This window comes from Stenotrophomonas maltophilia group sp. Smal17, assembly GCF_030237045.1.
Classification (GTDB): domain Bacteria; phylum Pseudomonadota; class Gammaproteobacteria; order Xanthomonadales; family Xanthomonadaceae; genus Stenotrophomonas; species Stenotrophomonas forensis.
Window position 1 is genome coordinate 11519 of record NZ_JASJSU010000099.1, and the last position, 3991, is coordinate 15509.

A 3991-nucleotide genomic window follows, 5' to 3' on the forward strand; every position below is an offset into this window, starting at 1 on the left:
CGCAGCCGGCCAGCGGCCGGCTCTACCCGACGGACGGATCAATACAGTTCGCAGTGCGTGCGGCCTTCGCCGCGCAGTGCGTCCCAGTGCCCTTCGCCAGCGATGGCATCGATGGCGTCGCGCACCGCGCCTTCCAGGTGGCGCTTGTTGCCGCAGAGGTACAGATGCCCACCACGGGCCAGCACATCGCGTACCTCGCTGGCACGCTGCTGCAGCACATGCTGCACATAGACCTTGTCGGCCCCATCGCGTGAGAACGCGGTATGCAGGCCAGCCAGCGCGCCGCGCGCGTGCCAGTCCTGCAGCTGCCCGCGGTAGAGGTAATCGTGTTCGCGATGCTTCTCGCCGAACACCAGGTGCACTTCACGTTCGCAGGCGGTCGCCTGCAGCTCCTGCAACAGGCCCATCAACGGCGCGATGCCGGTGCCGGTGCCGACCAGCAACAGCGGTGCTTGCCCGCTATCGGGCAGATGGAAGCCCGGATTGGAGCGGCAGTACACACGGGCGTGGTCGCCGCCATGCAGCAGGCTGCCGGTGGCGGTGCCAAAGCGCTCGCGGCCACGCAGGGTGTAGCGTACTTCGCGCACGCACAGGCTGAGCTGGTCATCGTACGGGTGCGAGGCAATCGAATAGGCACGCGGCAGGCGTGGCGACAGCAGCTCGCGCAGGCGCGCCAGCGGAACACTGTCCGGGGTGGCGTGATCCTGCAGTACGTCCAGCAGGTCCAGGCCGTGCAGGTACGCCTCCAGTTCGCGCTTCTGGCTGACCTTCAGCAGGCCCTTCAATGTATCGCTGCCGCCGAGCCGGGCCAGTTCGCGCAGTACGTTCTTGCCCAGCAGGCGCAGCTCGCGGTCGTGCAGGCTGGCCACGGCGCCGGTGTCGCCGTACCAGTTGGCCAGCGCCTGCAACAGTGCAGGGTCGTTCTCTGGTACCACGTGCAGGGTGTCACCGGCCCGGTAGGCCATGCCGCTGCCGGCAATGTCCAGCTGCAGGTGCCAGGCCGCGGGATCGCTGCTGTTCAAGCGGCGGCGTTCAACGATGCGCGCGGCAAAGGCGTTGTCTTCGCCATAGGCGGTCACCTGCAGGCGCAGGTCCTGGCCGGCGGCGGGGTTTCCGTCCAGCACCTGGCCGAGCACCGGCTGCCATTGCTGGAAGAACTGCTCGTAGCCGAGATCGGCATCCACGCGGTGCAGCAGCGGTTGTGCCTGGCGCTCGCTCAGTGCGGCATCCAGGGCCTTGGTGAAGCCACAGAAGCGGGGGTAGCCGGTATCGCCAAGCCCGAATACCGCATAGCGCAGGCCGCTCAGCGTCGGGGTCTGGCGCAGTGTTTCGAAGAACTGCTCGCCGTTGGCCGGCGGTTCGCCGTCACCGAACGAGCTGGAAATCGCCAGCAGCACATCGCCGTGGCCGAGGCTGGCCACGTCGATGTCGTTGAAGGGAAGCACCTGCGGCGCGTGCGGCTGCAGGTCCGCGCCCAGGCGCTGGGCCAGGGCGCGGGCATTGCCCGACTCGGACGCGAAGCCCACCAGCAGGCGGCTGATGGCGGTGCTGGTCGGGAGGGCGTTCACGCGGCCTCGTAGAAGTCGTCGAACTTTTCCTTGCTGAACTCGACCAGGTCGTAGTTCTGCATCAGGTCGTTCACCACGCGGCGGATGCTGATGTACGAGGTGATGTTGCCGTCGGCGTCGAACAGCGGCTGCACGGTGGTGTCGACCACGTAGAGCACGCCCCCCTTGCCCAGGTTCGGCACGATGCCGGTCCAGGTCTTGCCGGCCTTGATCGTGTCCCACATATCCTTGTAGACCGCCTTGGGCACGTCGGGGTGGCGCACGATGCTGTGCGGCTGGCCGATCAGTTCTTCGCGGGCGAAGCCGGTAAGCGTGCAGAACAGGTCGTTGGCGTAGGTGATGTTGCCCTGCAGGTCGGTGGTGGAGATCACCATGACGTTCTGCATGGCGTTGAGGAGCTGGGCGTTGTCGGGGGTGTAGCTCATCGCAGGGTCCTTGTGGATGCCGGAAACGCCGGCGTGTTCGGGTCCTGCATAGGAATACGCCCGCGCGGCGGCGGGCGATTTGATATTGGTCAAGTGACCGACGGGATCGGCTGCGACCGGGTGTCGCAGGGAGGTTTCTGTAGAGCCGGACATGGGCTCGGCTCTACCCAAGAAGGCCGGGCGCGTCAGCCCATCAGGTAGCGCAGTACACCCGCCGAGACCACGCCGATCAGCACCGTCGGCAGCATCGACAGGCGCGTGGCGGCCAGCAGGGTGATCGCCAGTGCCGCCAGATCGGCCGGCTTGTCGGCGACGAAGTCCGGTGCGATCACCGAGATCAGCACGCAGCCGGGTGCGGCTTCCATCACCGTTACCGCGCGCTTGCTCAGCGCACGGTTGCGCAGCGCCAGGAATCCGACGATGCGGGTGAGGTAGGTGGCGGCCGCCATCAGCACGATGGTCAGCACCGAAGTCCAGTGAATCAAGCCATTGAAGATCATGCCGCGTCCTCCGCCAGCAGCCAGGCCGCCGCGAGGCCGGCCAGCGCACCGCTGGCCACGTACCACGCGCCGGGAACCAGCAGGTAGGTGGTGGCGGCCACCACCAGGCTCACCAGCCAGGGCCGCGCGGCCTTCATGCCCTGCCACATGCCGCGCAGCAGCACCAGGAACACGGCGGGGAAGGCCATGTCGAAGCCGTAGGCGTGGATGTCGCCCAGCATCGGGCCGACGATCGCGCCCAGCGCGGTGCAGGCCACCCAGACCGTGTACAGGCCGGCCGAGACGCCCAGGTAGTAGGCCAGGCTGAAGCCGAGGGCGCGGCGGCGTGCGTCGGCCACGCCCATCGCCCAGCTCTCGTCGCACATGAAGAACAGTGCCGGCAGCACCCGGCGGCGCGGCAAGTGCTGCAGCAGCGGCGCCAGGCTGGCGCCCATCAGCAGATGGCGGCTGTTGACCAGCGCGGTGATCGCCACGATCAGGGCGATGTGTGGCGGCGAGGTCCACAGTTCGACTGCGGCGAATTCCGAGCCGCCGGCGAAGTTGAGGCCGGTCATCAGCGGTACTTCAAGGGCGGTCAGGCCCTTCTGTGCGGCCTGGGCGCCGAGCACCAGGGCGAAGGGAATGAAGCCGATCATCACCGGCACGGCGGCGCGCAGGCCGCGCAGGAATTCGGCACGCGGGGCGGTGTCGCAGGCGGCGTCAGGCAGGGGGAGGGTGGTACGGGCGTCCATGGAACGACACAACTGAGTGGGGTGGCCCATCCTAGCGGTCCAATCACGAAATCGGGTTGCGTTGATGCCATTGAATTAAGGAAGATTGGAATTTCCTGCGGCCATAGCCGAAACGGGTGGAATTTCATGCAGTACCAGCTCGACAATCTTGATCGGCGCATCCTCGACGCCCTGCAAGGGGACGGACGCCTGCAGAACCTGGAGCTGGCCCGTCAGGTGGGCCTGTCGCCGTCGGCCTGCCTGCGCCGGGTGCGGCTGCTGGAGGAAGGCGGTTACATCGACCGCTACGTGGCGCTGCTGAACGAGGCCAAGGTCGGGCGGGGGTTCACCGTGTTCGTGCGGGTGTGGCTGCGCGGGCAGGACGAGGACACCACCAATCACTTCATCAACAGCATCAAGTCTTTCCCGGAAGTGCTTGAATGCCATCTGATGGCCGGTGACTGCGATTTCCTGCTGCGGGTGGCGGTGGCCGACCTTGATGCCTACCGGCAGTTCCAGATGCAGCACCTGAACCGGATTGCCGGGGTGCAGAACACCAAGACCGAGATTCCGATGCAGCGGATCAAGCAGACCACCCGCTTGCCGCTTTGAGGGGTGGGGGCTGGCCGGGTTGCACCCGGCACCCGCGGTCGTGGCGGCTGCTGGCCGGCAACCCCAGCAGCAATAGCAACAGCAGCGGGCATTCCGTGTGTTGGCGGGGTGGGTCCGGTTGCAGGGGACGCCGTGAACCCGTCCTTGGGGGCTTGGCCGCGGCATCCATGCCGCGG

At 67.1% G+C, this 3991-nt stretch carries 5 protein-coding genes; 1 reads left to right on the forward strand and 4 read right to left on the reverse strand.

Annotated elements, in window-relative coordinates:
• Positions 1 to 38 precede the first annotated feature (38 nt).
• The 4 genes from QRO93_RS18525 to QRO93_RS18540 form a co-directional block, all read right to left on the reverse strand.
• Positions 39 to 1568 carry a sulfite reductase flavoprotein subunit alpha gene (locus QRO93_RS18525; protein WP_180878662.1) on the reverse strand — a complete coding sequence of 510 codons (1530 nt, stop codon included), beginning with the start codon at positions 1566 to 1568 and terminating at the stop codon, positions 39 to 41.
• Positions 1565 to 1993: a PAS domain-containing protein gene (locus tag QRO93_RS18530; protein WP_005409905.1), complete on the reverse strand. Its 429-nt coding sequence runs from the start codon at positions 1991 to 1993 to the stop codon at positions 1565 to 1567. Before QRO93_RS18530 ends, QRO93_RS18525 begins: the two co-directional genes overlap by 4 nt.
• A gap of 185 nt (positions 1994 to 2178) precedes the next feature.
• On the reverse strand, positions 2179 to 2493 hold the full coding sequence (locus QRO93_RS18535) for an AzlD family protein (protein WP_180878661.1): 315 nt from the start codon (positions 2491 to 2493) through the stop codon (positions 2179 to 2181).
• Positions 2490 to 3224: an AzlC family ABC transporter permease gene (locus QRO93_RS18540; protein ID WP_049457442.1), complete on the reverse strand. Its 735-nt coding sequence runs from the start codon at positions 3222 to 3224 to the stop codon at positions 2490 to 2492. The genes QRO93_RS18535 and QRO93_RS18540 overlap by 4 nt, the downstream gene beginning before the upstream one ends.
• 126 nt (positions 3225 to 3350) lie before the next feature.
• Between QRO93_RS18540 and QRO93_RS18545 the strand changes: the two genes are divergently transcribed.
• Positions 3351 to 3815 carry an Lrp/AsnC family transcriptional regulator gene (locus tag QRO93_RS18545; RefSeq protein WP_008265929.1) on the forward strand — a complete coding sequence of 155 codons (465 nt, stop codon included), beginning with the start codon at positions 3351 to 3353 and terminating at the stop codon, positions 3813 to 3815.
• Positions 3816 to 3991: the final 176 nt, after the last annotated feature.

What these genes read in the sequence shown, in the direction of transcription:
- QRO93_RS18530 (WP_005409905.1), bottom strand. Translation starts at nt 1,993, where the DNA reads ATGAGCTACACCCCCGACAACGCCCAGCTCCTCAACGCCATGCAGAAC.
- QRO93_RS18535 (WP_180878661.1), bottom strand. Translation starts at nt 2,493, where the DNA reads ATGATCTTCAATGGCTTGATTCACTGGACTTCGGTGCTGACCATCGTG.
- QRO93_RS18540 (WP_049457442.1), bottom strand. Translation starts at nt 3,224, where the DNA reads ATGGACGCCCGTACCACCCTCCCCCTGCCTGACGCCGCCTGCGACACC.
- QRO93_RS18545 (WP_008265929.1), top strand. Translation starts at nt 3,351, where the DNA reads ATGCAGTACCAGCTCGACAATCTTGATCGGCGCATCCTCGACGCCCTG.